Source organism: Streptomyces sp. BYX5S (assembly GCF_054724165.1).
Window position 1 is genome coordinate 7,819,084 of the sequence record NZ_CM138829.1, and the last position, 24,499, is coordinate 7,843,582.

General features: G+C 71.0%; 24 protein-coding genes and 1 riboswitch. Of the genes, 12 read left to right on the forward strand and 12 right to left on the reverse strand.

Translation table 11 applies throughout. The annotated features are described in order from the left end of the window. Positions 1 to 195: 195 nt before the first annotated feature. The 4 genes from murQ (at position 196) to ACYBSK_RS35290 (ending at position 3,421) form a co-directional block, all read left to right on the forward strand. The gene (gene murQ, locus ACYBSK_RS35275) at positions 196 to 1,149 is read left to right on the forward strand and encodes an N-acetylmuramic acid 6-phosphate etherase (RefSeq protein ID WP_460244532.1); all 954 of its coding nucleotides are present in this window, start codon (positions 196 to 198) and stop codon (positions 1,147 to 1,149) included. A gap of 66 nt (positions 1,150 to 1,215) precedes the next feature. Beyond that, on the forward strand, positions 1,216 to 2,760 hold the full coding sequence (locus tag ACYBSK_RS35280; RefSeq protein WP_460244533.1) for a PTS transporter subunit EIIC: 1,545 nt from the start codon (positions 1,216 to 1,218) through the stop codon (positions 2,758 to 2,760). Positions 2,761 to 2,912: 152 nt separating this feature from the next. Continuing rightward, the gene (locus tag ACYBSK_RS35285; protein WP_460244534.1) at positions 2,913 to 3,164 is read left to right on the forward strand and encodes a type II toxin-antitoxin system Phd/YefM family antitoxin; all 252 of its coding nucleotides are present in this window, start codon (positions 2,913 to 2,915) and stop codon (positions 3,162 to 3,164) included. Then, a complete protein-coding gene (locus ACYBSK_RS35290; protein ID WP_460244535.1) occupies positions 3,161 to 3,421 on the forward strand; it encodes a Txe/YoeB family addiction module toxin in 261 nt (86 codons plus the stop codon). The genes ACYBSK_RS35285 and ACYBSK_RS35290 overlap by 4 nt, the downstream gene beginning before the upstream one ends. Here the strand turns inward: ACYBSK_RS35290 and ACYBSK_RS35295 are convergent. Then, a complete protein-coding gene (locus tag ACYBSK_RS35295; protein WP_460244536.1) occupies positions 3,409 to 3,618 on the reverse strand; it encodes a hypothetical protein in 210 nt (69 codons plus the stop codon). The two genes, ACYBSK_RS35290 and ACYBSK_RS35295, sit on opposite strands and share 13 nt — an antisense overlap. 77 nt (positions 3,619 to 3,695) lie before the next feature. On the opposite strand from ACYBSK_RS35295, the gene ACYBSK_RS35300 reads away from it, so the two are divergent. Continuing rightward, complete coding sequence (locus ACYBSK_RS35300; protein ID WP_460244537.1) at positions 3,696 to 3,986, forward strand: hypothetical protein; 291 nt, start codon at positions 3,696 to 3,698, stop codon at positions 3,984 to 3,986. Positions 3,987 to 4,045: 59 nt separating this feature from the next. Here ACYBSK_RS35300 and ACYBSK_RS35305 read toward each other — a convergent pair whose 3' ends face one another. Both ACYBSK_RS35305 and ACYBSK_RS35310 read right to left on the reverse strand, forming a co-directional pair. Next, positions 4,046 to 4,690: a hypothetical protein gene (locus ACYBSK_RS35305; protein ID WP_460244538.1), complete on the reverse strand. Its 645-nt coding sequence runs from the start codon at positions 4,688 to 4,690 to the stop codon at positions 4,046 to 4,048. Continuing rightward, the gene (locus ACYBSK_RS35310; RefSeq protein WP_460244539.1) at positions 4,687 to 5,172 is read right to left on the reverse strand and encodes a SigE family RNA polymerase sigma factor; all 486 of its coding nucleotides are present in this window, start codon (positions 5,170 to 5,172) and stop codon (positions 4,687 to 4,689) included. Before ACYBSK_RS35310 ends, ACYBSK_RS35305 begins: the two co-directional genes overlap by 4 nt. A 364-nt stretch (positions 5,173 to 5,536) precedes the next feature. On the opposite strand from ACYBSK_RS35310, the gene ACYBSK_RS35315 reads away from it, so the two are divergent. Next, complete coding sequence (locus tag ACYBSK_RS35315; protein WP_460244540.1) at positions 5,537 to 6,424, forward strand: hypothetical protein; 888 nt, start codon at positions 5,537 to 5,539, stop codon at positions 6,422 to 6,424. Positions 6,425 to 6,631: 207 nt separating this feature from the next. Here the strand turns inward: ACYBSK_RS35315 and groL are convergent, their stop codons facing one another. The 4 genes from groL to thrC all read right to left on the reverse strand — a co-directional run bounded on the left by groL (position 6,632) and on the right by thrC (position 10,891). Continuing rightward, a complete protein-coding gene (gene groL, locus ACYBSK_RS35320; protein WP_457481323.1) occupies positions 6,632 to 8,257 on the reverse strand; it encodes a chaperonin GroEL in 1,626 nt (541 codons plus the stop codon). Positions 8,258 to 8,566: 309 nt separating this feature from the next. After that, positions 8,567 to 8,773, reverse strand: a complete 207-nt coding sequence (locus ACYBSK_RS35325; protein ID WP_030576453.1) for a cold-shock protein — start codon at positions 8,771 to 8,773, stop codon at positions 8,567 to 8,569. 431 nt (positions 8,774 to 9,204) lie between these two features. Next, entirely contained in the window at positions 9,205 to 9,483 is a 279-nt protein-coding gene (locus tag ACYBSK_RS35330; protein WP_457481324.1) for a ubiquitin-like small modifier protein 1, read from the reverse strand. A 100-nt stretch (positions 9,484 to 9,583) separates the two neighbouring features. After that, positions 9,584 to 10,891, reverse strand: a complete 1,308-nt coding sequence (thrC, locus tag ACYBSK_RS35335) for a threonine synthase (RefSeq protein WP_460244541.1) — start codon at positions 10,889 to 10,891, stop codon at positions 9,584 to 9,586. A gap of 18 nt (positions 10,892 to 10,909) precedes the next feature. Beyond that, positions 10,910 to 11,064: riboswitch (SAM riboswitch) on the reverse strand. 172 nt (positions 11,065 to 11,236) lie between these two features. On the opposite strand from thrC, the gene ACYBSK_RS35340 reads away from it, so the two are divergent. From ACYBSK_RS35340 to ACYBSK_RS35350, 3 genes are all read left to right on the forward strand, one after another. Then, a complete protein-coding gene (locus ACYBSK_RS35340; protein ID WP_457481962.1) occupies positions 11,237 to 12,184 on the forward strand; it encodes a glucosyl-3-phosphoglycerate synthase in 948 nt (315 codons plus the stop codon). Between the two features lie 38 nt (positions 12,185 to 12,222). Next, positions 12,223 to 14,031, forward strand: coding sequence for a DUF7927 domain-containing protein (locus ACYBSK_RS35345; RefSeq protein ID WP_460244542.1), 1,809 nt, complete (start codon positions 12,223 to 12,225; stop codon positions 14,029 to 14,031). Positions 14,032 to 14,142: 111 nt separating this feature from the next. Beyond that, positions 14,143 to 15,534, forward strand: a complete 1,392-nt coding sequence (locus tag ACYBSK_RS35350) for an alpha,alpha-trehalose-phosphate synthase (UDP-forming) (protein WP_460244543.1) — start codon at positions 14,143 to 14,145, stop codon at positions 15,532 to 15,534. 105 nt (positions 15,535 to 15,639) lie between these two features. Here ACYBSK_RS35350 and otsB read toward each other — a convergent pair whose 3' ends face one another. The 3 genes from otsB to ACYBSK_RS35365 all read right to left on the reverse strand — a co-directional run bounded on the left by otsB (position 15,640) and on the right by ACYBSK_RS35365 (position 18,191). Next, on the reverse strand, positions 15,640 to 16,485 hold the full coding sequence (gene otsB, locus ACYBSK_RS35355) for a trehalose-phosphatase (RefSeq protein WP_457481328.1): 846 nt from the start codon (positions 16,483 to 16,485) through the stop codon (positions 15,640 to 15,642). Positions 16,486 to 16,684: 199 nt separating this feature from the next. Continuing rightward, positions 16,685 to 16,909, reverse strand: coding sequence for a DUF3263 domain-containing protein (locus ACYBSK_RS35360; protein WP_457481329.1), 225 nt, complete (start codon positions 16,907 to 16,909; stop codon positions 16,685 to 16,687). 10 nt (positions 16,910 to 16,919) lie between these two features. Then, positions 16,920 to 18,191: an ABC transporter substrate-binding protein gene (locus tag ACYBSK_RS35365; protein WP_460244544.1), complete on the reverse strand. Its 1,272-nt coding sequence runs from the start codon at positions 18,189 to 18,191 to the stop codon at positions 16,920 to 16,922. Between the two features lie 141 nt (positions 18,192 to 18,332). Between ACYBSK_RS35365 and ACYBSK_RS35370 the strand changes: the two genes are divergently transcribed. The 3 genes from ACYBSK_RS35370 (at position 18,333) to ACYBSK_RS35380 (ending at position 21,469) form a co-directional block, all read left to right on the forward strand. Continuing rightward, positions 18,333 to 19,286: an ROK family protein gene (locus ACYBSK_RS35370; RefSeq protein ID WP_457481331.1), complete on the forward strand. Its 954-nt coding sequence runs from the start codon at positions 18,333 to 18,335 to the stop codon at positions 19,284 to 19,286. After that, the gene (gene nagA, locus ACYBSK_RS35375; protein ID WP_457481332.1) at positions 19,286 to 20,422 is read left to right on the forward strand and encodes an N-acetylglucosamine-6-phosphate deacetylase; all 1,137 of its coding nucleotides are present in this window, start codon (positions 19,286 to 19,288) and stop codon (positions 20,420 to 20,422) included. Before ACYBSK_RS35370 ends, nagA begins: the two co-directional genes overlap by 1 nt. Before the next feature lie 117 nt (positions 20,423 to 20,539). Beyond that, a complete protein-coding gene (locus ACYBSK_RS35380; protein ID WP_460244545.1) occupies positions 20,540 to 21,469 on the forward strand; it encodes a 1-phosphofructokinase family hexose kinase in 930 nt (309 codons plus the stop codon). A gap of 160 nt (positions 21,470 to 21,629) precedes the next feature. Here the strand turns inward: ACYBSK_RS35380 and ACYBSK_RS35385 are convergent, their stop codons facing one another. Further along, a complete protein-coding gene (locus ACYBSK_RS35385) occupies positions 21,630 to 22,574 on the reverse strand; it encodes a carbohydrate-binding protein (protein ID WP_457481334.1) in 945 nt (314 codons plus the stop codon). A gap of 111 nt (positions 22,575 to 22,685) precedes the next feature. After that, positions 22,686 to 24,377 (reverse strand): diguanylate cyclase CdgB, encoded by a 1,692-nt coding sequence (cdgB, locus tag ACYBSK_RS35390; RefSeq protein ID WP_457481335.1) that lies wholly within the window; start codon positions 24,375 to 24,377, stop codon positions 22,686 to 22,688. Positions 24,378 to 24,499: the final 122 nt, after the last annotated feature.

Genomic DNA, 24,499 nt, shown 5'->3' on the forward strand with positions numbered 1-24,499 from the left:
AGCCCCGCCGGCGATTGAGGCGCGGGGCCCGGGGCAGCGCCCCGTGACCGTGCCCCCGGCCGACCGCAACGAGAAGCCCGCCCACCTTCAAGCCCCTGCGGCGATTGAGCAGCGGGGTCCGGGGCAGGGCCCCGCGACCGCAACGCCGTCCCACCGCAACAGAACCCTCCCGCCCGCACAGAGAGCCGACCCCCGATGACCGCCACCCCCGACGCCGACGCGACGTACGCCGACCTCCGCGCCCAACTCGCCACCCTCACCACAGAGGCCTTCCGCCCGGAACTCGCCGAGATCGACCAGCTCTCCACCCTGGAGATCGCCAAGCTGATGAACGGCGAGGACGCCTCCGTCCCCACCGCCGTCGCCGCCCAGCTCCCCCAGATCTCCGCCGCCATCGACGGCATCGCCGACCGCATGTCCCGCGGCGGCCGCCTGATCTACGCGGGCGCCGGCACGGCCGGGCGGATGGGCGTGCTCGACGCCTCCGAGTGCCCGCCCACCTTCAACACCTGGGACGGCCAGGTCGTCGGCCTGATCGCGGGCGGCCCCTCCGCCATGGTCAAGGCCGTGGAGGGCGCCGAGGACTCCAAGGAACTCGCCGCCGCCGACCTCGACGGCATCAACCTCACCGAGAACGACATCGTCGTCGGCATCTCGGCCTCGGGCCGCACCCCGTACGCGATCGGCGCCGTCGAACACGCCCGCACCCGCTACGGCGCGCTCACCGTCGGCCTGTCCTGCAACGCGGACAGCGCCCTCGCCGCCGCCGCTGACCACGGCATCGAGGTCGTCGTCGGCCCCGAGCTGCTCACCGGCTCGACCCGCCTCAAGGCCGGCACGGCGCAGAAGCTCGTACTCAACATGCTGTCGACGATCTCCATGATCCGGCTCGGCAAGACGTACGGAAACCTCATGGTCGACGTACGCGCGTCGAACGAGAAGCTGCGGGCCCGCTCCCGCCGCATCGTCTCCCTCGCCACCGGCGCCGACGACGCCGCCATCGAGGCCGCGCTCGCCGCGACCGACGGCGAGGTCAAGAACGCCATCCTCGTCGTCCTCGGCGACGTCGACGGCCCCACCGCCGACCGGCTCCTCACGGAGTCCGACGGCCACCTGCGCGCCGCGCTCGCGGCCGCCGCCACCAAGTAGTCGGTTCCCCGTAGCCAGTCCCCCGCCCACCCCGAGCTCCACCTGCACAGCAAGGCAAGACGCACCATGGCCGATAACGCCGAGAACAAGAACCGCGCCGTCGCCGCCGCGATCCTCCCGCTCGTCGGCGGCGCTTCGAACGTCACCTCCGTAGCCCACTGCATGACCCGGCTCCGCCTGGGGATCGCGGACCGTTCGCTCGTCCAGGACGAGGCGCTCAAGGCGCTTCCCGACGTCATGGGCGTCGTCGAGGACGAGACGTACCAGATCGTCCTCGGGCCCGGGAAGGTCGCCCGGGTCACGCCCGAGTTCGAGACGCTGGTGGAGGAGGGCAGGGCGGCCGCCCCGGCGCCCGAGCCCGCCCCCGCGGCGGGGCACTCCGCGGACGACCTCGCCGCCCAGGGCGCCGCGATGAGGGCCCAGCAGAAGGCGAAGAACGCCACGCCGTTCAAGCTGTTCCTGCGCAAGATCGCGAACATCTTCGTGCCGCTGATCCCGGCCCTGATCGGCTGCGGCATCATCGCCGGCCTCAACGGCCTGCTGATCAACCTGGAGTGGCTGCCGGCCGTCACCCCGGCGCTCGCCGCCATGGCCTCCGGCTTCATGGCGCTGATCGCGGTGTTCGTCGGCTACAACACGGCGAAGGAGTTCGGCGGCACACCGATCCTCGGCGGCGCGGTCGCGGCGATCATCGTGTACCCGGGCGTCGCCAACATCGAGGCGTTCGGCCAGAAGCTCTCCCCCGGCCAGGGCGGTGTGCTCGGCGCGCTCGGCGCGGCGGTGCTCGCGGTCTACATCGAGAAGTGGTGCCGCAAGTGGGTCCCGGAGGCGGTCGACGTCCTGGTCACCCCCACCCTGACGGTCCTGATCTCCGGCCTGGTCACGATCTTCGGCCTGATGTACGTCGCCGGTGAGGTCTCCACGGGCATCGGTACGGCGGCGAACTGGCTGCTCGACAACACGGGCGCGTTCGCGGGCCTCGTCCTCGGCGGCCTCTTCCTCCCCCTCGTCATGCTGGGCCTGCACCAGGCCCTGATCCCGATCCACACCACGCTCATCGAGCAGCAGGGCTACACCGTTCTGCTCCCCATCCTGGCGATGGCGGGCGCGGGCCAGGTCGGCGCGGCGATCGCCGTCTTCAAGAAGCTCAAGAACAACCACTCGATCCGCAAGACCATCAAGTCGGCGCTCCCCGCGGGCTTCCTCGGCGTGGGCGAACCCCTCATCTACGGTGTCTCGCTCCCGCTCGGCCGCCCCTTCATCACGGCGTGCGTCGGCGGCGCGGCGGGCGGCGCGTTCGTCGGACTGTTCTCGATGCTCGGCGACAAGGTCGGTTCGACGGCCATCGGCCCGTCCGGCTGGGCCCTGTTCCCGCTCCTCGACGGCAACAAGGGGCTGGGCGTGACCTGCGCGATCTACCTGGGCGGCCTGCTGGTCGGCTACGTCGTCGGGTTCCTCGCGACGTACTACTTCGGCTTCACGAAGGAGATGCTCGTCGAGTTCAACGCGGACGTCGACGCGGGCGAATCCCCCGAGGCCCACGCCGAGGCGGGCCCGTCGGCCCCGAAGCCGACCCCGTCGACGACGGACAAGGAACCGGCGAAGGTCTGACGCCACCGACCCCACCCACACCATGAGGGCGGCACCTCGTACACGACGGGGTGCCGCCCTCACGGCATGTCGAGCATGGTTGCCGCAGCCGACGGACGACACGTACAGTTTCCTGTACGTACAGGATTCCGTACACCACGAGGAGGACAGCCTTGCGCACCATGACCTACACCGAGTCCCGCGCCAAGTACGCCGAGACGCTCAACGCGGTGGTGGACGACCGCGAGGAGGTCATAGTGACGCGCAGCGGTCACGACCCCGTCGTCATCGTGGCGCTGTCGGAGTACGAGTCGTTGAAGGAGACGGCCTACCTCCTGCGCAGCCCCGAGAACGCCAGGCGCCTGCTCGCGTCCATCGACCGCCTGGAGAACGGCGGCGGTGCGGTCAGGGAGCTGGCGGAATGAAATTCGTCTGGGACGAGTCGAGCTGGGCGGACTACGTCTGGTGGCAGACGCAAGACCGCAAGGTCCTGAAGCGGATCAACTCGCTGCTCCAGGACATCGCCCGCAACGGCAACGAGGGAATCGGCAAGCCGGAACCCCTCAAGCACGGTTTTCAGGGCTACTGGTCCCGTCGCATCACGGACGAGCACCGGCTCGTGTACAAGGTCGTCGAGGACGAGATCCGCGTCGCCGCCTGCCGCTACCACTACGAACGCTGAACCGACGCGTCCCACGAACCGGTCGCCGGAAGGCCGAGGCCGTGCAGCGCGTCCCACTGCTCGTTCGACATGATCACGGTGTGTCCGGGCGGCTCGGGCCGGTGGTCGGCGGCGCCCGCCGCGGAGGCCGCCGTACCCACCAGAGCCAGGGCCGACACGGCAGTCGCCAGTACGCGCGTACGCAGGCTGTTCGTCATGCCCGCCCAACGAGCGGCGTCACCCCGCGGTCACCGCTCCACATGCGCCCGCGCCCGGCCTCCCGCATCCTGGGCCCATGGCTGACAGCACCTATTCGAAGATCTCCTGGACCGAGTTCCGCCCGGAGCGGAGCCGCCTGACCGCCGGGGCGGTGCTCACCGGGATCGGCACCCTCACCGCCATGGCCGGGATCGGCGTCCTCGTCTACGAGATGGTCCGCGCGGGCCGCGACTGGACCGGCACCTGGGACGTGCCGCCCGCCGAGCTGGCCACCCGCGCCATGCACCAGGCGCAGGCGGCGGCCACCAGCGCCTCGCGGGCGGGCCGTGACACCTGGAAGTCGTTCTCCGAACAGCCTGCGGCCTGAGCCTGCCGCGGGAGCGGGGCGGCGGACGGCATCCGCCTCCCCGCTCCGCGCCCCCTCCGTCAGCGGCGCCCCGTCGGCAGCCGCGGCGAGCAGACCAGCGACGACTCGTCCGTTGGCACCAGCCGTTCGATCGAGCCCGGCCGCCCCTTCGTCACCTTCAGCTGCTCGGCGTTCAGGTAGCCGATGAACAGCTGCTTGCCGTGCGGCATCGCGGACGGCGTGAAGACGAAGGTGACACGGCCGTCGTCCTCCCGCTCGCCCCGCATCACCCGCTCCACGCCCGGCCCTGTCCCCCGCGGCCCGACGTCGCCCTCACCGGGCCCGGCGCAGAACTCGCCGACCTTCATCAGCACCGGGAACCCGGCCTGCCGCAGGGCCTGTTCGACCCCGGCGTGGTCGGCGAAGTACCGGTCCTTGTCCCAGGTGACGTGCACCGTCCCGTCGGTCTTCGTGTCCACGGTGTACGCCGCGTTGCGGATGTGCACGCCGCCCGCGGCGTTCCCCGGCGGCGCCGTCCCCGAGCCGATGCCGGGCACCGCGACGGCGAGTCCGGCCACGGCGGCACACGCCCCCAGCGTCGTCGTCACGCGGCGCCGCCTGCGCGCCCTCCCCATCGCCTCGATCCGCTCGACCGGGACACTCATGCCCACCCCGTCGAACGCCTCCCGCAGCACGCCGCGGACCTCACCCAGTTCGTCGCTCATCGCTCGCCCTCCTGCGCCGTCACGAGTTGTGCGCGCAGCGCCGTGACGGCCCGCGACAGATGGGCGGTGACCGTGCCCTCGGCGATCCCGAGGGCCTTCGCCGTCGCCCTGGTGTCCAGGTCGAGGAAGACCCGCAGGGCGATCACCTCCCGCTGCCGTCGCGGCAGCCCGCGCAGCGCGGCGAGCAGCGCGGGGTCGAGGCCCGTCTCGTCGGCCGGCCCGGCGACCTCGGGAACGCCGTCGACGACGACCTCCCGACGCTGCCTGCGCCACCACGAGATCCGGGTGTTCAGCGCCGTCCGCACGATCCAGGCCCGCGGCGCGGGATGCCGGCCCACCTTCGCCCAGGACCCCCAGGCCTTCGCGTACGCGTCGGCCACCAGATCCTCGGCGAGCTGCCGCTCCCCCACACAAGCGAGCACCGTCCGCAGACAGTCGCCCTGACTGGCGCGGTAGAACTCCCTGAACTCCAGCTGCTCCACACCTTCCCCACGCCCGGAGACGGCATTTCACTTACCCACGGCCTACCGATACCCGCGGCCCACCGATCCTCCGAAGCTCAAGCCCCGGCGGAAGAAACTCGTCGGCGTCCGTCGTCGACCTGCGACGGAGCCGACCCGATCCGCCCCGAGGCTCAAGCCCCGCGCCCCGAGCCCTGCTTTCAAGGATGGGGAGGTGGGTCTCAACCCACCCTCCCACCCTGCGAGTTGAGAATCCGGACACTTCTCGTCACCGGCTTGCCACGGAGGGTGACGACGCCCTAACGTGCCCGATAACCGAACGACCCCCGCCGGTGCGCCAACACCTAACGGGGGTCTGTCCACCGAGATCTTCGAAGGAGATCCCGTGGCTGACACCCACTTTAGTGCTGCCTCGCCGTCCCCCGAAGCCCACCCCGCCGCGAATCCGGGCTACGGCAAGCGTTCCGCTCCGGACCAACTCCCCCGAACAGGCGAGGACTTCGGGCACCTGCCGCCCCGGGAAGCGCACATCGCGGGCTACATCGACCGGTTGCCCGACGGCTCGGACATCTCCGTGAAGACGCTCGCCAAGCACCTCCCGTACGGCCAGGCGGCACTGCGCACGGCGCTCAACAACCTGCATCGGGCAGGCCACTTGAGGCGCGGACGCGAGCACGTCCAGGGCTCGGGAAGCGCCCGTTGGGTGACCCGCAGCTGGTTCTCCCGCACGCCGCGCGGCGACGCGTGGTGGACGGCGTACGTACGGGGCGACGTACCCGAGGCCGCGCAAGAAGAACCCGAACCCGCGCCGGGAGCCGCCCCCACCCGCAGCCGCGCGCTACTGCTGCTCGCCGCGCTCGGGCGCACGGCGCCGTCACTGGCGCTGTCGGCGACGGAGTGCGCTCGGCTCGCGCCGGAGGTGGAGGAGTGGTTCGCGCGGGGCGCCACCGAAGACACCCTGCTGCACGCCCTGACAGCGGGCCTCCCCACCCCGGTCCACAGCCCGGCGGCCCTCCTGGCCCGCCGCCTGCGCGACAAACTCCCACCGCCACCACCGCCCGCACCCCACCAGCGGCCCCTACGCCTCCTGGAATGCGGAAAATGCGGCGCCCCCGGCCGCCCCGAGGCCCTGCCCGACGGCTTCTGCGCACTGTGCCGAGGCACCCGCCCCGCCTACCCGCCCCCGGCCCCACTCACAGAGGAAGCCGTCCGCGCCCGCGCCGCCGAGGCCCGAGCAGCGATGGCCCCCCGCGGCGAACGGGCACGCGTATGACCGCGCAGAGCGAAGACGTCACCCCGGCTCGACCCATCAAGCCCCGCCCGGCCCATCAAGCCCCGCCGGCGATTGAGGCGCGGGGTCCGGGGCGGAGCCCCGAGGCGTCAACCACGGGCTGGGCGCAGCAAAACGCCCGAGGGCGGCACCGTCTCACGTGGAGACGGTGCCGCCCTCGGGTCAAGGACGGGCTGAACCGCGAGCGGCTCAGAAGTCCATGTCACCGCCCGGCATGCCGCCACCGGCCGGCGCAGCGCCCGCCTTCTCCGGCTTGTCGGCGATGACGGCCTCGGTGGTGAGGAACAGCGCGGCGATCGACGCGGCGTTCTGGAGCGCGGAGCGCGTCACCTTGGCCGGGTCGAGGATGCCCTCGGCGATCATGTCGACGTAGTCACCCGTCGCGGCGTTCAGACCGTGGCCGACGGCCAGGTTGCGCACCTTCTCCACGACGACGCCACCCTCGAGACCACCGTTGACGGCGATCTGCTTGAGCGGGGCCTCCAGGGCGAGCTTCACGGCGTTGGCGCCGGTCGCCTCGTCACCCTCGAGCTCCAGCTTCTCGAAGACCGCGGAGGCCTGGAGCAGGGCCACGCCACCACCGGCGACGATGCCCTCCTCGACGGCCGCCTTCGCGTTGCGAACGGCGTCCTCGATGCGGTGCTTGCGCTCCTTGAGCTCGACCTCGGTCGCGGCACCGGCCTTGATGACGGCGACGCCACCGGCGAGCTTCGCCAGGCGCTCCTGGAGCTTCTCGCGGTCGTAGTCCGAGTCGCTGTTCTCGATCTCGGCACGGATCTGGTTGACGCGGCCCTGGACCTGGTCGCTGTCACCGGCGCCGTCGACGATCGTCGTCTCGTCCTTGGTGATGACGACCTTGCGGGCGCGGCCGAGCAGGTCGAGACCGGCGTTCTCCAGCTTGAGGCCGACCTCCTCGGAGATGACGGTGCCACCGGTGAGGATGGCGATGTCGCCGAGCATGGCCTTGCGGCGGTCACCGAAGCCCGGGGCCTTGACGGCGACGGACTTGAAGGTGCCACGGATCTTGTTGACGACCAGGGTCGACAGGGCCTCGCCCTCGACGTCCTCGGCGATGATCAGCAGCGGCTTGCCGGACTGCATGACCTTCTCGAGCAGCGGAAGGAGGTCCTTCACGTTGCCGATCTTCGAGTTGACGATCAGGATGTACGGGTCCTCCAGCGAGGCCTCCATACGCTCCATGTCGGTGGCGAAGTACGCCGAGATGTAGCCCTTGTCGAAGCGCATACCCTCGGTGAGCTCAAGCTCCAGACCGAAGGTCTGGGACTCCTCGACGGTGATGACGCCTTCCTTGCCGACCTTGTCCATGGCCTCGGCGATGAGCTCGCCGATCTGGGTGTCGGCGGCGGAGATGGAGGCCGTCGAAGCGATCTGCTCCTTGGTCTCGACCTCCTTGGCCTGCTCAAGAAGGGCGGCGGAGACGGCCTCGGTGGCCTTCTCGATACCGCGCTTGAGGGCCATCGGGTTGGCGCCGGCGGCTACGTTGCGAAGGCCTTCGCGAACGAGCGCCTGGGCCAGGACGGTCGCGGTCGTCGTGCCGTCACCGGCGACGTCGTCCGTCTTCTTCGCGACCTCCTTGACCAGCTCGGCGCCGATCTTCTCGTACGGGTCCTCGAGCTCGATCTCCTTGGCGATGGACACACCATCGTTGGTGATCGTGGGGGCGCCCCACTTCTTCTCGAGGACGACGTTGCGACCCTTGGGGCCCAGGGTCACCTTGACGGCGTCGGCGAGCTGGTTCATGCCGCGCTCGAGGCCGCGCCGTGCCTCCTCGTCGAACGCGATGATCTTGGCCATGTGAAGTGGTCCTCCCGGACGGGGTGGCTAACGCAAACGGACCGTGCTGGTGCCCGCGACGGACGGCCTGCGGACCTTGTGGCTCCTTGCACCACCCGGTCCCCGGACCTCACCGACCCGATCCAAGTTCTGTCACTCTCACTGGGAGAGTGCTAAGCCCAATGATTAGCACTCGACCCCTTCGAGTGCAAGGCCGTACCACGAAGGTGCAGGCAACACCCGTTCAGCACGAAGGGCCCGCCCCCGGCTACCCGGGAGACGAGCCCTCCATGACGTGCGACGTACAAGCTTGCAGTCTGACGCGCGCGTTCAGCCGGCGGCGACGCGGACCATGTCGGCCTGCGGCCCCTTCTGGCCCTGCGAGATCTCGAACTCGACCCGCTGCCCCTCTTCCAGGGTGCGGTAGCCGTCCATCTGAATCGCGCTGTAGTGGACGAAAACATCCGCACCACCGTCGACCGCGATGAAGCCGTACCCCTTCTCCGCGTTGAACCACTTGACGGTGCCCTGAGCCATGCCTAACTCCCCTATTACTGGCCCTTGCGCAGGACCGCACTTCGCGGACCCGGGTCAGACCTCACGCCCCATGGGATATGGGGGTGTGCGCCGGAACGCGTCGACCGCGGCTGAATGTATCTGCACAACTGCCGTCTGCAACAGGTCAATCGGACGAGAATTCTGGGCACGCCAGATCGGGGAAACCGGGCCAACTCACCGGATCCCAGTGCAACTCGGGCCGCGTAAATGCCATAAAAGGCCCGAAAGGGCCGGGTACTTTGGCTGCTTCTTGTCGGGGCGGGGGCGAGAACTCATATGCGCCCGTCATGCACCGCGCGGGGAAACGCAGCAGCTTCCCCAACTGTACCGCGCTCAACCATGCTGAATTGCCCCCTCCGTTTCTCTCGCGGAGGGGGCAATTCAGGTAACTCTGTGTGGAACGGCGAAGATCAGCAGCCGCCGGCGACGGCGGGAATGATCGAAACACCCGCGCCGTCCGGCGTCGCCGTGTCGAGACCCTGCTCGAAACGGACGTCGTCGTCGTTCACGTACACGTTCACGAAACGGCGCAGCTTGCCCTGATCGTCCAGCACGCGGGCGGCGATCCCGGTGTGGTTCTTCTCCAGGTCCGCGATGACGTCGCCCAGGGTGGCCCCCTCGGCGGGCACCTCGGCCTGACCACCGGTGTAGGTGCGGAGAATGGTGGGGATACGGACGGAAACGCTCATGAATTCACCTCGAAGATCAAGCCCCTCCGGCGGGGCGTTTCAGCCCCTCCGGCGTTTGAGGAGCGGGGGTCCGGGGGCGGCGCCCCCGTGGCGTAAGCAACTACTCGGCGAGACCCGCGGCGCGGAACGCGTCCAGGCTCGGCCGGATCGTCGCCGTCGCCTGAGACGATTCGGCAACCGCGTCCAGCGTCTTGAGCCCGTCGCCGGTGTTCAGCACCACCGTGGTCAGCGACGGATCGATCTGCCCCGCCTCGATGAGCTTCTTCGTGACCCCGAGCGTCACACCCCCGGCGGTCTCCGCGAAGATCCCCTCGGTGCGCGCGAGCAGCTTGATCGCGTCGACGACCTGCTCGTCGTTCACGTCCTCCACCGCGCCACCGGTGCGCCGCGCGATGTCGAGCACGTACGGCCCGTCGGCCGGGTTGCCGATGGCGAGGGACTTGGCGATCGTCTTCGGCTTCTGCGGCCGCACGACGTCGTGGCCGCCCTTGTACGCCACCGACACCGGCGAGCAGCCCTCGGCCTGGGCGCCGAAGAGCTTGTACGGCTTGTCCTCGACGAGGCCGAGCTTGATCAGCTCCTTCAGCCCCTTGTCGATCTTCGTGAACTGCGAGCCGGACGCGATCGGGATGACCAGCTGGTCGGGCAGGACCCAGCCGAGCTGCTCGCAGATCTCGTACGCGAGCGTCTTGGAGCCCTCGCCGTAGTACGGGCGCAGGTTCACGTTGACGAAGCCCCAGCCCTCGCCCAGCGGGTCGCCGATGAGCTCGGAGCAGAAGCGGTTCACGTCGTCGTAGTTGCCCTCGATGGCGACGAGGTCACCGCCGTAGACACCGGCCATGACGACCTTGCCCTGCTCCAGGTCGTGCGGGATGAACACGCAGGAGCGGAAGCCGGCGCGGGCGGCGGCGGCGCCGACGGCGCCCGCGAGGTTGCCGGTGGAGGAGCAGGAGAGCGTCGTGAAGCCGAAGGCGCGGGCGGCCTCGATGGCCTGCGCGACGACGCGGTCCTTGAAGGAGTGCGTGGGGTTGCCGGAGTCGTCCTTGACGAACAACTTGCCCTCGGCGACGCCCAGTTCACGGCCGAGGTTGTCGGCCTTGACGAGCTTGGTCCAGCCGGGGTTCAGGTTCGGCTTCTCGGCGACGTCGGCCGGGACGGGCAGCAGCGGGGCGTAGCGCCAGATGTTGGCGGGGCCGGCCTCGATCTGCTTGCGGAGGGCCTCGGGGTCGCCGACGGGCAGGTCGTACGCGACTTCCAGAGGCCCGAAACACTCGGCGCAGGCGAAGACGGGGCCGAGCGGGACGACGTTGCCGCACTCGCGGCAGGAGAGCCCGGAGGCGGGACCGAGATCGACGGTCGAAGCGTCGGCGGTGGCGGCGGTTCCGGTGGCGACAGTCTGTACAGCCATGAGAGGCGAGGCCCTTTCTCCTCATCTTTCTCGCGGCGCATCTCGCCACGAGACGGATTTGGCACCTTCCCTAGCCGGGAGCCTCGCGGGCGCACTGCGGTGTGCGGACGAGACCGGCTGGAGGGTTGCCGGGGCTTCAACGGGCCGTATCCCTCTGCCCCTCTGGATGAGCGGTATTCGATTGTGTGAATTCACTTGTGAGCGCCCGGCGACCCCGACATGCGATGGTCACCGGCCTTGTTCAAGACTGTAACCGACGGCCCGGACCCTTGAGATAGTCGTCCGCACCGCGAGATGGATCACATCCGGATCCGTACGACGGTCCTTACGGAAGGAACGCTGACCGTGCTGGAAGAGGTCGAGCGCTGGCTGAACAGGCGCTCCTGGGCCGTGGCCGACCACCCCTTGCGCCAGTTGATCGCCGCCAAGCACGCGTCGGGCCAGCGGGTGAGCGTCGTCCTGCCCGCGCTGAACGAGGAGGAGACGGTCGGCGAGATCGTCGCGGAGATCCGGCGGGCGCTGATGTCGGAGGCGGTGCCGCTCGTCGACGAGCTCGTGGTCGTCGACTCCGGCTCCACCGACCGCACCTCGGAGGTCGCGGCGGCGGCCGGGGCGCGGGTCGAGCACCGGGACGCGATCCTGCCGAGGATCCCGGTGCGGCCCGGCAAGGGTGAGGTGCTGTGGCGTTCGCTGTTCGTCACTTCCGGTGACATCGTCTGCTTCGTCGACGCGGATCTGAAGGAGTTCTCGGCGGACTTCGTCTCCGGCATCGTCGGCCCGCTGCTGACCGAGCCGGGCGTCGACTTCGTGAAGGCGATGTACGACCGTCCGCTGGCCGGGGCGGCCGGGCAGGGCGGCCGGGTGACCGAGCTGATGGCGCGCCCGATCCTCAATCTGCACTGGCCTCAACTGGCCGGATTCGTCCAGCCGTTGGGCGGCGAGTACGCGGCCCGGCGCTCGCTGCTGGAACAGCTCCCGTTCCCCGTCGGGTACGGCGTGGAGCTGGGCCTGCTCGTGGACGCGCTGCACACCGTGGGCCTGGACGGGCTCGCGCAGGTCGACGTCGGCGTGCGCAAGCACCGGCACCAGGACGGGCAGGCGCTCGGCCGGATGGCGGCGGCCATCTACCGCACCGCGCAGCTGCGGCTCGCGCGCGGACACCTCGTCCGGCCGGTGCTCACGCAGTTCGAGCGCGGCGAGGCCGGCTTCGAGCCGCGAACGCACGCGGTCGACACGGAGGAGCGGCCCCCGATGGCCGAAATCAGTGAGTATGCGGAGCGTCGCGTCGCATGAACGCAGGCTCATCATACGTTCTGCCTAAATTGCCCTTTATGTGGCTCAAACATGTAAAGGGCAGAGCGGCCTGCGCCGCGGCCGCGACCCTCGCCGCCTGTGTGGCGGGTCTCGCGCCCGCCCCGGCGTCGGCCGACGTGGTCTCCCCCTTCGCCAAGCGGTACGACGAATCGATCTACGGCGACTTCACGACCATCGGCAACACGGTCATGGGCTGCCCGACGGACGACGCCGACATGGCCGCGCGCTGCGCCGTCGCCGCGGACGGCGAGGGCAGGGACAACAACAACACGTTCGTCATGCAGCGGATCAACACCGCGGGGACGACGGACGGCTACGGCTCCAGCACCGGCCGCGTCACGATCCCGCCCGGCGCCAGGATCGCGTACGCCCGCCTCTTCTACGGCGGCAACGACGGCACGTACCGGGGCCCGAGCGGCGCCCAGCTGAGGCGCTGCGACATCTCCGGCGCCGATGTCGACCCCTCGCCCGGTGAGCCACAGGACTCGGTGCCCGTGGTCGGCATCGGCGGCGCGACACCGACGAAGGTCTCCCCGACGAACGTGGTGCGGGACCCCGCCGCCACCAACGGGCCCCACTACTACACGGGCGAGGCGGACGTCACGGACCGCTTCGACGCCATCATCGGGACGGGCAACCCCATTCCCGTCTCCGTCGGCGACATCTGGGCGCCCACCGGCAAGGGCTGCGTGGCCGGCTGGTCGATGACCGTCGTCTACCAGTACGACGCCCCGAACGAGACGTACGCGCCGGACCGCCGCAACGTCTACCTCTACGGCGGCCACGTCCTGCAACGCTCCACCTCCCCGGCCACCCGGGTCACGGTCGACGGCTTCTACCGGACGTCGGGGACCCCGCGGGCCAGCGTCACCGCGTACGAGGGCGACTGGAACACGCCGGGCGACAAGTTCGCCGTGGGCGGGCAGAACATCACCGAGTCGCACACCGGCAACACCAACAACTTCTTCATCTCCGAGGACGACGGCGCCCTCGCCCCGAAGATGCGCAACAACCTGAGCATCGACGCGAAGGAGTTCGACGTCTCGGGCGGCGACTCCACGCGGGCCGCCGGGTCCGAGCCGATCCCCGTCGGTTCGACCTCGACCACCCTGGACTTCTCCACCAAGGGCGACACCTACGTCCCCTCCGCGCTCGCCCTGTCCGTCCCGGTCCCCGACCTGGAGATCACCAAGACGGCGAGCCCCGCGACGGTGGAGCCGGGCGACACGGTGACGTACACGGTCAAGGCGAAGAACATCAGCAAGCTCGACTACCCCAACGCCAGGTTCACCGACGACCTCACCGAGAACCTCGACGACGCGACGTACAACGACGACGCGGAGGCGAGCATCGGCACCGTCTCCTACACGGAGCCGAAGGTCGGCTGGACCGGGGACATCCCGGCCGGGCAGACCGCGACCGTCACGTACTCGGTGAAGGTCGACGACCCGGTCGGCGGCGACGGCAAGCTCACCAACAGCGTCACCGCCGACACCCCGCGCACCAACTGCGAGGAGGGCTCCACCGACGCCCGGTGCGGCATCGCGCCCACCATCGAGCGCGAGGCACCGTCCCCGTCGCCGACGTCCCCGTCGCCCACCCCGTCGGACCAGCCCGGCGAAGAGACCCCGGAGCCCACGCCGACCACCCCGGCCACGGGCGCCGAGAGCCCGCAGGCGCGGCCCACCCCGCCGAACCCGCCGAGCGGCGACGAGCTGGCGAGGACCGGCTCCGACTCGCATCTGCCGCTGTACGCCGGGCTCGCCGTCACCCTGTGCGGTCTCGGCGCGCTGCTCCTCGCGGCGGTCCGCAGCCGCCGGGACTGACCGGATCGCGGGCGCCGTCCCGGGCATCGCTCCAGGCGTTGTATACGGCCGGGCTCCGTCGGGAGCCCGGCCGTACGTTTGAACGTTTCCGGACGGGGCTAGCGTGCCCGTATGGCTTCCACGACGCATGGTGCTGCTGAGGTTCTCGTCGCTTCCAACCGCGGCCCGGTCTCGTACGTCCTCGACGACGCCGGGGGGATCGAGACGAAGCGCGGCGGGGGCGGTCTGGTGTCGGCGCTCAGCGTCGTCGAGGACAAGCTGTGGGTGTGCTCGGCGCTGAGCGAGGGCGACCGGGAGGCGGTGCGCCGCGGCGTCACCGAGCCCGGTGTGCGGATGCTGGACATCGACGCCGCCGTCCACACGGACGCGTACAACGGGATCGCCAACTCGGTGCTGTGGTTCGTGCACCACATGCTGTACCAGACGCCCCTCGAACCGTCGTTCGGCCCGGAGTTCCGGCGGCAGTGGGCCTCCTACGAGGCGTACAACCGGGCCTTCGCGCAGGCGCTCGCCGAGGAGGCGGCGCCGGGGGCGACCGTGGTGGTGCAGGACTACCACCTGACGCTGGTGCCGGGCATGCTGCGGGAGCTCCGCGACGACCTGCGCATCGGGCACTTCTCGCACACCCCCTGGGCACCCGTCGACTACTTCCGGATGCTGCCCGACGACATCGCCGAGCAGGTGCTGAGGGGCATGCTCGGGGCCGACCGCTGTGCGTTCCTCACCCGGCGCTGGGCGGACGCCTTCACCGACTGCTGTACGCATCTCGTCGGCGGCACGTCCGGAACCCGGATCGGGGTGCACGGGCTCGGCGCCGACGCGGACTTCCTGCGCGAGCGGGCGCACCGGGACGACGTGGAGGAGCGGCTCGGCGCGCTGCGCGAGCAGATCGGCGGGGACGGCACCCGCAAGACGATCGTCCGCGTCGACCGCACCGAACTGTCGAAGAACATCGTGCGCGGCCTCCACGCGTACGAGCTGCTCCTGGAGGAGCGCCCCGAGTGGCGCGAGCGGGTCGTCCACGTGGCGTTCGCCTACCCGTCCCGGCAGGACCTGGCCGTGTACCGCGACTACACGGACGAGGTGACGCGGGTCGCTGAGGCGATCAACTCCCGCTTCGGCACGGAGGGCTGGACGCCGGTCGTCCTCCACGTGAAGGACGACTTCGCCCGCTCCCTCGCGGCGTACCGGCTCGCCGACGTGGCCCTGGTCAACCCCATCCGGGACGGCATGAACCTGGTCGCCAAGGAGGTCCCCGTCGTCTCCGACGAGGGCTGCGCGCTGGTGCTCTCCCGGGAGGCCGGGGCCTACGAGGAACTGGCCGAGGACGCCCTCACCGTCAACCCCTACGACGTGACCGGCACGTCCCGCGCCCTCGCGGAGGCGTTGACCATGCCGACCGACGAACGCGCGGAACGCACGAAGCGCCTGGCTGCGGCGGCGACGGCGCTGCCGCCGGGCCAGTGGTTCCTGGAACAGCTGTCGGCGCTACGGGACGCGTGACCCAACCAAGCCCCTGCGGCTCGGGCAGCGGTGCTGCGGGGCCGATCAAGCCCCTGCGGCGATTGAGCAGCGGGGTCCGGGGCGGAGCCCCGTGACCGCGCCTGCTCAGGGCCGCTCCCCCGCACCCCCGCCGGCCAGATACCGCAGGAGCCCCGCCAGATCCGCCGGCCCCCCGAGGACCAGGTCCGCCCGCTCCGCCAACTCCCCGGTCACCCCGTCCGCCGCCACCAACAACCCCCGCACCCCGTCCGACCGCAACTTCTCCACCGCGGCGAACGCCGGAAGGTCACCGAGGTCGTCCCCCGCGTAGAGGACGCACTCCGCACCCACCTCCCGTACGTACTCGGTGAGCGCCACCCCCTTGTCCACGCCGGGCGGCCGCAGCTCCAGGACCATGCGCCCCGGCTCCACGATCAGCCCGTGCCGCGCGGCGAGTTCCGCCAGGGGCGTGCGCAGGGTGTCGAACGCGGCCCGCGGGTCGGACGCGCGGCGGGTGTGGACCGCGACGGCGCGGCCCTTCTCCTCGACGTACGTGTCGTGCCAGAGGTTCGACTCGGCGAGTACGCCGGGCAGTTCGGAGCGGACGGCGGCGACGCCGGGGTGCGGGGCGGGCGCGGTGACCGTACCGGTGACGGCGTCCCAGCGTTCGGCTCCGTAGTGGCCGAGGACGACGAGGTGTTCGAGGCCGGGGGCGCCGGCGAAGCCGCCGTGCCGGACCGCGACTCCGGCGGGGCGGCCGGTGACGACGGCCACGGCGGCGACCTTCGGGGCGAGGGCCGCGAGGGCGGGGACGATGTCCGGGTGGGCGCGGGCCTGGTCGGGGTCGGGGACGATGGGGGCGAGGGTGCCGTCGAAGTCCAGGGCGATGGCGCTCCGCTCGGGGTGGCGGAGGAGGGCGGTCAGGCCGTCGCGTCCTGCGGGGGTCCGGGGGGCGTACTCATGGCTGGCCATGCCCCGACGATAGCCGCTGCTTTTCAAGCCCCTGCGGCGATTGAGCAGCGGGGTCCGGGGCGGAGCCCCGGGGTGTGCGCCGGGGAGCCGTGGCTGGGCTTGGGGCTCTGCCCCATACCCCGCTCCTCAATCGCCGGAGGGGCTTAAATGGGGCAGCCGCAGGGGCTTAATTGCTGCGACGGGGCTCGGGGAACCGCGGTTAGCGGTCGGCGCGGCGGGCCTCGCGTACACGGCGGAGGCGGTTGACCGTGACGGGGGCGAACTCCAGGGCGCGGGGATCGTCGAGGAGCGCGTTGAGGAGTTGGTAGTAGCGCACCGGCGCCATGTCCAGCTCCTCCCGGATCGCCCGCTCCTTCACCCCCGGCGCCTCCCACCCCCGCCCCTCGAACAGCAGCACCGCCCGTTCACGATCACCCAGAGCCATGACCGCCACGCTACTCCGCGGACTCCGCGGCCGCCGCGTCGTTCTGGATGGACCCGAGCGTGCCCGCCGCACTGCCCTGCGGCGTGACGGTGGAGCCGATCTGCTTCTTGATCGCGGCGCTGATCTCGGGCCACGACGTCTTGTTGGCCGGGTAGTACGTGGCGCCCGCAAGCTCGTCGATGAAGGGCCGCAGCGCCTTGTCCTTGGAGGACGTGGTCATCGCGTCGGACGCGGAGACGGTGACCGGGGCGAGGGTGTACTCGCGGGAGAACTTCAGGACGTTGTCCTTGTCGTAGACGAAGTCGAGAAACTCGCCCGTCTCCTGGGGGTGGCCGCCCTGCTTGAACGCCATCATCCAGTCCGTGACACCCATCGTGGACCTGGGCGTGCCGTCGGGCCCGGGGATCGCCACGTCGCCGTAGTCGACGCCCTTGGCCTTGGCCATGTTCATCAGCGTGGGGTGGCCGGAGACCATGCCGACCTGCCCCTTGGCGAAGGCCTGGAAGGCGGGCGTGCGGTTGAGGTCGGCGGGCGCGGTGGGGCCGGTGAGGCCCTTGGAGACGAGGTTGTTCTTGAGCCAGGACAGCGCCTCGACGTTCCGCTCGTCGTCGATGGCGTAGCTGCCGACGTTGTCGGTGTAGCCGCCGCCGTTGCTGAGCATCCAGATCAGCGTCTCGGCCTGCGCCTCCTCGCTGCCGAGCGGCAGCGCGAACGGGTAGCGCACGCCCTCGGCCTTGAGCGCCTTGGCGTCGGCGACGAGGTCGGCCCAGGTCTTCGGCGGCGTGATGCCGGCCTGCTCGAAGAGGTCCTTGTTGTAGAAGAGGCGGCGCGTGGAGGCGGCGAACGGCATGCCGTACTGCGCGCCCTTGATCTCGCCGGCCGCGCCCATCTGCCCGACGAAGTCGGCCTGGACGGGGACCGAGAGCAGCTTGTCGACGGAGTAGAGCTTGCCCGCCGCCGCGTAGTCGGCGTACGCGCCGATCTGTGCCACGTCGGGCGCCTTGCCCGCGGCGACCATGTCCTTGACCTTCTTGTCGACGACGTCCCAGGAGTAGACGTCGACGTCGACCTTGATGTCCGGGTGCTTCGCCTCGAAGGCGGCGGCGAGCTCGTCCCAGTACTTCTGGGAGGTGTTGGCCTTCGAGTCGCCGTAGTCGGCGGCGACCACCCGCAGCGTGACGGCGTCGTCGGAGTCGCCGCTCCCACAGGCGGTGAGCAGCGACGACGCCACCACCACTCCGAGCGCGGCCGCCACGGTCAGAGCCGTCCTCCCCTTGCGCACTGCCGTACTCCACCCTCGTTTTCCGAGCCACGGGCCAGCCCCACGGTCCTCCCGGAAGGTCTACACCACATGAGCGGCGGAGCGGAAACGAGCCTCGAATGGACTAGACCTCTCACGGGTGGACGCGCGAGACTGTCCCCCGTGAAACATGTCATCGCCCTGGACGTGGGCGGCACCGGGATGAAGGCCGCCCTGGTAGGGGCGGACGGCACACTGCTGCACCAGGCCCGCCGGGCGACGCTGCGCGAGCGCGGCGCCGACGCCGTCGTCGAGTCGATCCTCGACTTCGCCGCCGACCTGCGCGCGTACGGCGCCTCGCACCTCGGCGAGCCCGCCCGCGCCGCCGGTGTCGCGGTGCCCGGCGTCGTGGACGAGAACGCCGGGATCGCCCTGTTCGCCGCCAACCTCGGCTGGCGCGACGTCCCCATGCGGGCGCTGCTCAGCGAGCGGCTCGGCGGCATCCCCGTGGCGCTCGGCCACGACGTGCGCACCGGCGGGCTCGGCGAGGGACGGCTCGGCGCGGGCAAGGACGCCGACCGGTTCCTGTTCATGCCGCTCGGCACCGGGATCGCGGGCGCCATCGGCATCGAAGGCCGCATCGAGCCCGGCGCGCACGGCTCCGCGGGCGAGATCGGCCATGTCGTCGTCCGCCCCGGCGGAGTGGACTGCGGCTGCGGTCAGCGCGGCTGCCTGGAGCGGTACGCCTCCGCCTCCGCGGTCACCCTGGCCTGGCAGGAGGCGAGCGGCGACGCGAAGGCGACCGCCGCGGACTGCGCGAAGGCCGTCGACGCGGGCGACCCGGCGGCGGCCCGGGTCTGGCAGGACGCGGTCGACGCGCTCGCCGACGGCCTGGTGCTCGCGCTCACTCTGCTGGACCCCCGCACGCTCATCATCGGTGGCGGGCTCGCCGAGGCCGGGGAAACCTTGTTCACACCCCTGCGTGCGGCCGTCGCGGAGCGCGTCACCTTCCAGGCGCTCCCCACGATCGTCCCGGCCGTCCTCGGGGACAGCGCCGGATGCCTGGGCGCGGGACTGCTCGCCTGGGACCTGCTCACCAACACCGCAGCCACTGGATCCTCGGAGGTAACCGCCTGATGGCCACAGCAAAGGTGCTCGCCGGCGCCAAGGTGGTGCTGCCCACCGGGACCGTCACCGACGGCCGCGTCATCGTGGACGGCACGAAGATCGCCGGTTCCGCCCCGGACGGCGCCGAGACCGTCGACCTGTCCGGCCACTGGGTGGTGCCCGGCTTCGTCGACATGCACAACCACGGCGGCGGCGGCGCGTCCTTCACCTCGGGCGCCATCGACGAGGTCCTCAAGGGCGTCCGTACGCACCAGCAGCACGGCACGACCACGATCGTGCCGTCCCTCGTCACCAGCGACATGGACTTCCTCGTGCAGCGCGCGGGGCTGCTCTCCGAGCTGGCCGAGCACGGCGAGATCGCGGGCATCCACTTCGAGGGCCCCTTCATCTCCCCGTGCCGCAAGGGCGCCCACGACGAGACGCTCCTGCGCGACCCCGACCCGGCCGAGGTCCGCAAGCTGCTCGACGCCGCCCGCGGCCAGGCCCGGATGGTCACCCTCGCCACGGAACTGCCCGGCGGCATCGACTCGGTGCGGCTCCTCGCCGAGCACGGCGTGATCGCCGCGATCGGCCACACCGACGCGAGCTACGAGCAGACGGTCGAGGCCATCGACGCGGGCGCCACGGTCGCCACGCACCTGTTCAACGCGATGCCGGGGCTCGGCCACCGCGAACCCGGGCCGATCGCGGCGCTCCTGGAGGACGACCGGATCACCGTCGAGCTGATCAACGACGGCACGCACCTGCACCCGGCCGCCCTCGAACTCGCCTTCCACCACAAGGGCGCCGAGCGCGTCGCGTTCATCACCGACGCGATGGACGCGGCCGGGTTCGGCGACGGGCGCTACATGCTCGGCCCGCTGGAGGTCGAGGTGAAGGACAGCGTGGCGCGGCTCGTCGAGGGCGGCTCCATCGCGGGCTCGACGCTCACCCTGGACCGGGCGTTCAAGCGGGCCGTCACGATCGACAAGCTGCCCGTCGAGGACGTCGTCCGCGCGATTTCCGCCAACCCGGCGCAATTGCTGGGGGTGTACGACAAGGTCGGCTCGCTGGAGCCCGGCAAGGACGCCGATCTCGTCGTCCTGGACGCGGAGTTCGACGTCAAGGGCGTCCTGCGCAAGGGCGAATGGCTCGTCGAGCCGTAACCCGCGCGCACAACTCCCCACGCACACAAGGCGGTTGACCCGAGGTCTGGGCCAACCGCCTTGACTTTGGCATGATCGACCCCCGTTACTGACAGTACGTAAGGGGGGTGAGGTCCTGTGATCCTCACGGTCACGCTCAACACCGCACTCGACATCACGTACCGCGTGCGTGCGCTGCGCCCGCATGCCTCGCACCGTGTCACCGAGGTCACCGAGCGGCCCGGCGGCAAGGGGCTCAACGTGGCGCGGGTGCTCGCCGCGCTCGGCCACGAGGTGACCGTCACGGGGTTCGCGGGCGGGGCGACGGGCCGCGCGCTCCAGGACCAGCTCCTGGACGTCCGCGGCGTTTCGGACGCCCTCGTCCCCGTCACCGGTTCGACCCGCCGCACGGTCGCCGTCGTCGACGCGTCGACCGGGGACACGACGCAGCTCAACGAGCCGGGGCCGGCGATCACGCCCGCCGAGTGGACGGCCTTCCAGGAGGCGTACGCGGATCTGCTGCGGTCCGCGTCCGCGGTGGCGCTGTGCGGGAGTCTGCCGCCGGGGGTGCCGGTCGGGGCGTACGCGACGCTGGTGCGCGCCGCGCGGGCGGCCTCGGTGCCCGTCCTCCTCGACACGAGCGGTGAACCCCTGCGCCGCGGCGTCGCGGCCCGACCCGACCTGGTGAAGCCGAACGCGGACGAACTGGCCGAACTCACGGGGTCGCACGAGCCGTTGCAGGCCATGAGGGACACGCGGCGACGCGGGGCGCACGCGGTGGTCGCCTCCCTCGGCCCGGACGGCCTGTGCGCGCTCACCGCCGACGGCGAGTGGCACGCGCCCGCGCCGGACCGGCTGTCCGGCAATCCGGCGGGGGCGGGGGACTCCGTGGTGGCGGGGCTGCTCTCCGGTCACGTGGACCACTTGCCGTGGCCGGAGCGGTTGGCGCGGGCGGTGGCGCTGTCCGCGGCGACCGTGGTCTCCCCCGCGGCCGGCGAATTCGACCCCGCCACCTACGAGGACCTCGTCCCCCGCATCACCGTGGCCCCCCGCGCGGGCGCGGCGTAACCCCCTTCAAGCCCCTGCGGCGTTTGAGCAGCGGGGTCCGGGGCGGAGCCCCGGGGTGTGCGACGGGTGACCGTGGCTGGGCTTGGGGCTCCGCCCCATACCCCGCTCCTCAATCGCCGGAGGGGCTTAAAGAGGGGGCAGCCGCAGGGGGTTGATCGGGTCAGTTCTGGGTGAGCCAGAGGCGGTCGAAGTTGGCGTCGCACTTGTTGCCGTCCTCACAGGACACCGTAATCGCGTTGGTCCCCTTGGTGAGCTGCACGATGGCCCACGTATTGGTCCACCCCTTCGCCCAGTCCCCCTCCTTCGCCCCGGCGAAGTTCTTCATGTTCAGCGGACGCGTCTGCTTCGTCCCGTTGACGTCGATCGTCGCGTCGGAGTCCTTGCCGGGCACCCCGTAGTCGACGTGCAACCGGTACGCGCCGTCCTTCGGGATGTCACTGACGGTCCAGGTCAGGCTCGCGCCCACCTTGTTGAACCCGGCGACGTACACCCCGCCGTCGGCCTTCGCGCCCTTCACGTCGGACGCCGTGGACGTGCCGCCCGCCAGCGTCAGCGACTTCGCGTCCGTCTTCGGCAGGTCGACCGCCGGCGCGGACGCCGACTTCGAGGGCTTCTCGCTCGGCTGCACGGACCCCGAGTCGCTGGAGGGGGTGGCACCGGCCTCGGCGCCCTTGTCGTCACCCGTGTCGTTGCTCACCATCGCGATGCCGATACCGATGACGACGGCCGCGACCACGGCGACCGCGCCGATCAGCAGCGCCTTCGTATTGGGGCCACGACCGCGGCCGGCGCCGCGCATGGGCGCCGTCGGCGGGCCCGCCTGGCCGGGAACGCCGCCGGGCACCGTCTCCGGCGCCTGGTAGTGGGCGTTCGGCTGCTGGTACGCCGCCTGGGCGGGCTGCGTCTGCCCGTACTGGCGCTCCCCGACCGTACGGACCTGATTGGCCCGGACCGGGCCGTACGAGGACCGCGGATTCGGGTAGCCGTAACCGCCACCCGCACCCTCCGGCGGGGTCGCCCCGGCCGCCTGACCGTCGGCGTACAGATAGCCGAACGGATCGTCGTCCTCGGGCGTGGTGCTCCCGCCGTTGTTGCCGGGCGCCATCCCAGATCACTCCCTACACGTTGCTTACCTCGGCGAGGGTACCCGCTGCGAGTGACCCCACGGCGTGTCCTTGACCTCACCATGGACGCGGAACCGCGCCCAATGTAGGGGCTATCCGGCCCGCCTGTGCTGCTTGCTACGCGATCTTTTCTCTACGTACATGCGCTGGTCAGCGGATTGCAGCACTTCCTCCGCAGTCATGCCGCAGTGGGCCCAGCCGATGCCGAAACTGGCCCCTACCCGGACCGCCCTGCCATCCACTCGAATCGGCGGAATGATGGCGTTCCGCAACCTGACGGCGAGGTCCTGGGCGTCCTCGCGGCCGAGTCCGTCGGCGAGCACGACGAACTCGTCGCCTCCGAGCCGGGCCACCGTGTCCCCGTCGCGCACGACGCTGGTGAGGCGGCGGGCGACCTCGATGAGGACGGCGTCGCCCGCGTTGTGCCCGAACCTGTCGTTGATCGACTTGAAGCCGTCGAGGTCGCAGAAGAGGACGGCGAGGCCCTTCGTGCCGTTGTCGACGCCGGAGGACTCGTCGTGCTCGGGCGCGACGACGTGCACGTGGTGGTCGAAGCCGTCGAAGCCCTCGTACAGGTTCGACTGGTGCGGGACGGGGGCGCCGAAGTCGTAGCCGACCCCGATGCTGTCGTCGGAGGCGGCGCGGTGGTCGCCGTAGGCCGCGTCGAGGGAGTCGATGGCGCTGGGGCCGGCCTCCTGCGGGCGGCGGCACAGCCGGGCGGAGAGGCGGGCGCGCAGCTCCGCGGCGTTCGGCAGGCCGGTCAGGGAGTCGTGCGAGGCGCGGTGGGCGAGCTGGAGCTCGCGGCGCTTGCGCTCCTCTATGTCCTCGACGTGGGTGAGCAGGAAGCGCGGCCCGTCGGCGGCGTCGGCGACCACCGAGTTGCGCAGGGACACCCACACGTACGTGCCGTCGCGGCGGGCGAGGCGCAGCTCGGCGCGGCCGCCCTCGGCGGAGGTGCGCAGCAGGGTGCCGATGTCCTCGGGGTGCACGAGGTCGGCGAACGAGTAGCGGCGCATGGCGGAGGCCGGGCGGCCGAGGAGGCGGCACAGCGCGTCGTTGGTGCGCAGGATGCGGCCGTGCTGGTCGCCGCCCATCTCGGCGATGGCCATGCCGGAGGGCGCGTACTCGAAGGCCTGCCGGAAGCTTTCCTCGCTGGCGCGCAGGGCCTGCTGCTCGCGCTCCAGGCGGACGAGGGCGCGCTGCATGTTGGAGCGCAGCCGGGCGTTGCTGATCGCGATGGCGGCCTGGAACGCGTACATCTGGAGGGCCTCGCGGCCCCAGGCGCCGGGGATCCGGCCGTTGCGCGGGCGGTCGACGGAGATCACGCCGATCAGTTCGCCGCCGGAGGAGCCGGTCGCGTACATGGGGGCGAAGAGGCGGTCGGCGGGGTGCCACTCGTCCTCGAAGCGGGGCGGCGGCCCCGCGGTGAACCACTGCGGGACGTCGTCCTCGTCGAGGATCCAGCCCTCGGTGTGCGGTATGAAGCGCAGCTCGCCCCACTGCTTGCCCATGGCGAGGCGGCGGTCCCAGGCGTCGCGGGAGCCGACGCGGCCGGTGATCAGGGCCTCGGCCGCGGAGTTGCCCGCGAAGGCGGCGACGACGAGATCACCGTCGGGCCGGACGAGGTTCACGCAGGCCAGTTCGTAACCCAGCCCGCTCACCACGCCGTCCGCGACGGTCTGCAGGGTGTCGGCCAGACTGCGGGCGGCGTTCATGTCCGCCATGACCTGGTGCAGCTGACGCAGGGTCGCAAGACGGACGTAGGGCTCCGACTCGGTCTCCATGCTCAGTTCTCCCCGAGACCTCGACAGCACTCCAGAATTCAGATCGTTCTGATCGGCTTCGTTCAGCTTCGCTTCGCACGTGCAGCAGCACGTTCATCAGCAGTGTCGACCGCCACTGAATC

What these genes read in the sequence shown, in the direction of transcription:
- murQ (WP_460244532.1), top strand. Translation starts at nt 196, where the DNA reads ATGACCGCCACCCCCGACGCCGACGCGACGTACGCCGACCTCCGCGCC.
- ACYBSK_RS35280 (WP_460244533.1), top strand. Translation starts at nt 1,216, where the DNA reads ATGGCCGATAACGCCGAGAACAAGAACCGCGCCGTCGCCGCCGCGATC.
- ACYBSK_RS35290 (WP_460244535.1), top strand. Translation starts at nt 3,161, where the DNA reads ATGAAATTCGTCTGGGACGAGTCGAGCTGGGCGGACTACGTCTGGTGG.
- ACYBSK_RS35295 (WP_460244536.1), bottom strand. Translation starts at nt 3,618, where the DNA reads ATGACGAACAGCCTGCGTACGCGCGTACTGGCGACTGCCGTGTCGGCC.
- ACYBSK_RS35300 (WP_460244537.1), top strand. Translation starts at nt 3,696, where the DNA reads ATGGCTGACAGCACCTATTCGAAGATCTCCTGGACCGAGTTCCGCCCG.
- ACYBSK_RS35305 (WP_460244538.1), bottom strand. Translation starts at nt 4,690, where the DNA reads ATGAGCGACGAACTGGGTGAGGTCCGCGGCGTGCTGCGGGAGGCGTTC.
- groL (WP_457481323.1), bottom strand. Translation starts at nt 8,257, where the DNA reads ATGGCCAAGATCATCGCGTTCGACGAGGAGGCACGGCGCGGCCTCGAG.
- ACYBSK_RS35325 (WP_030576453.1), bottom strand. Translation starts at nt 8,773, where the DNA reads ATGGCTCAGGGCACCGTCAAGTGGTTCAACGCGGAGAAGGGGTACGGC.
- ACYBSK_RS35330 (WP_457481324.1), bottom strand. Translation starts at nt 9,483, where the DNA reads ATGAGCGTTTCCGTCCGTATCCCCACCATTCTCCGCACCTACACCGGT.
- thrC (WP_460244541.1), bottom strand. Translation starts at nt 10,891, where the DNA reads ATGGCTGTACAGACTGTCGCCACCGGAACCGCCGCCACCGCCGACGCT.
- ACYBSK_RS35345 (WP_460244542.1), top strand. Translation starts at nt 12,223, where the DNA reads ATGTGGCTCAAACATGTAAAGGGCAGAGCGGCCTGCGCCGCGGCCGCG.
- ACYBSK_RS35350 (WP_460244543.1), top strand. Translation starts at nt 14,143, where the DNA reads ATGGCTTCCACGACGCATGGTGCTGCTGAGGTTCTCGTCGCTTCCAAC.
- otsB (WP_457481328.1), bottom strand. Translation starts at nt 16,485, where the DNA reads ATGGCCAGCCATGAGTACGCCCCCCGGACCCCCGCAGGACGCGACGGC.
- ACYBSK_RS35360 (WP_457481329.1), bottom strand. Translation starts at nt 16,909, where the DNA reads ATGGCTCTGGGTGATCGTGAACGGGCGGTGCTGCTGTTCGAGGGGCGG.
- nagA (WP_457481332.1), top strand. Translation starts at nt 19,286, where the DNA reads ATGGCCACAGCAAAGGTGCTCGCCGGCGCCAAGGTGGTGCTGCCCACC.
- ACYBSK_RS35385 (WP_457481334.1), bottom strand. Translation starts at nt 22,574, where the DNA reads ATGGCGCCCGGCAACAACGGCGGGAGCACCACGCCCGAGGACGACGAT.
- cdgB (WP_457481335.1), bottom strand. Translation starts at nt 24,377, where the DNA reads ATGGAGACCGAGTCGGAGCCCTACGTCCGTCTTGCGACCCTGCGTCAG.